The following is a 1,288-nucleotide window of genomic DNA, read 5'->3' as shown; positions in this document are numbered from 1 at the left end:
CGGCTCGACGCGGTCGCCGCGGAGCTCGACGCGCGCGCCGCGCGGGTCGAGCCCGCCGCCGCGGAGATCCTCTCGGCCACCGCGCTCATCGCCCGGGACAAGAGTCTGCTCAAGGCCGCCGGTGCGCACGTCGACCGAGGGAGTGGCCCGGCCACCGCGATCGAGGCGGCCGTCGAGGAGTTCGTCACGAAGTTCGAGACGCTCGGCGGCTACTTCGCAGAGCGGGTCACCGACCTGCGTGACGTCGGGTCGCGCGCGGTGGCGGCGGTCCTCGGCGTGCCCGCCCCGGGGGTCCCGGAGCTGACCGAGCCGAGCGTCCTCGTCGCCGAGGACCTCGCTCCCGCGGAGACCGCACTGCTCGACCCCGCGCTCGTCCTCGCCATCATCACCAGCCAGGGCGGACGCACGAGCCATACCGCGATCCTCGCGGCCCAGCGGGGGTTGCCCGCGGTCGTCCGGTGCGAGGGTGCCCTCGACCTGACCCCCGGCGTGCTCGTCGCGGTCGACGGCGACTCCGGTGTCGTGACGATCGCCCCCGGGGACGACCTCGTGGCCGACATGTCTGCCCGGGCGGACCGCCGCCGCGCCGCGCTCGCCGGCAGCAGCGGACCCGGCAGCACGAGCGACGGCCACGCCGTCGCGCTCCTGGCCAACATCGGCGACGTCACCGACGCCGAGGCGCCGCGGCCCAGGACGTGGAAGGGGTCGGCCTCTTCCGCACCGAGTTCGTCGTGCTGTCGGCGTCGACCGCCCCGACCGTCGACGAGCAGGCCGAGGTCTACCGACGGGTGCTCACCCCCTTCGGCAGCCGGCGCGTCGTCGTGCGCACCCTCGACGCCGGCGCCGACAAGCCGCTCGCCTTTGCCGACCTCGGTCCGGAGGACAACCCCGCGCTCGGCCGACGGGGGCTACGGCTGTCCATGGCCCGACCAGACCTGCTCGACGCGCAGCTCGAGGCGCTCGCCGTCGCCGCGCGCGACACGGGGGCCGACGTGCGCGTCATGGCGCCGATGGTCGCGACCGTCGACGAGGCGCGCTGGTTCGCCGCCCGGGTGCGTGGGCACGGGCTGCCCAGCGCCGGCGCGATGATCGAGGTGCCGGCCGCCGCCCTTCGCTCGCGGCACCTGCTCGCCGACCTCGACTTCGCGAGCATCGGGACCAACGACCTGTCGCAGTACGCCCTCGCCGCCGACCGCATGCAGGGGGAGCTCGCCGACCTGCTCGACCCCCTGGCAGCCTGCGCTGCTCGACCTCGTCGCCGCCGCGTGCGACGGGGGGAGCGGGCGGC

The 1,288-nt window shown here is 75.9% G+C and carries 1 protein-coding gene and 1 pseudogene; both read left to right on the top strand.

Going from position 1 to position 1,288, the window contains the following annotated elements:
* Positions 1-459, top strand: a pseudogene (locus tag AC2W7J_RS18225) (PEP-utilizing enzyme); the annotation flags it as partial.
* 236 nt (positions 460-695) lie between these two features.
* Positions 696-1,288, top strand: a 593-nt coding sequence (locus AC2W7J_RS18220; RefSeq protein ID WP_485984183.1) for a putative PEP-binding protein, incomplete at its 3' end; no start/stop codon positions are given.

The organism is Janibacter sp. CFPM2_SD2 (genome assembly GCF_057364645.1).
This window is presented reverse-complemented; position numbering and strand designations above follow the sequence as displayed.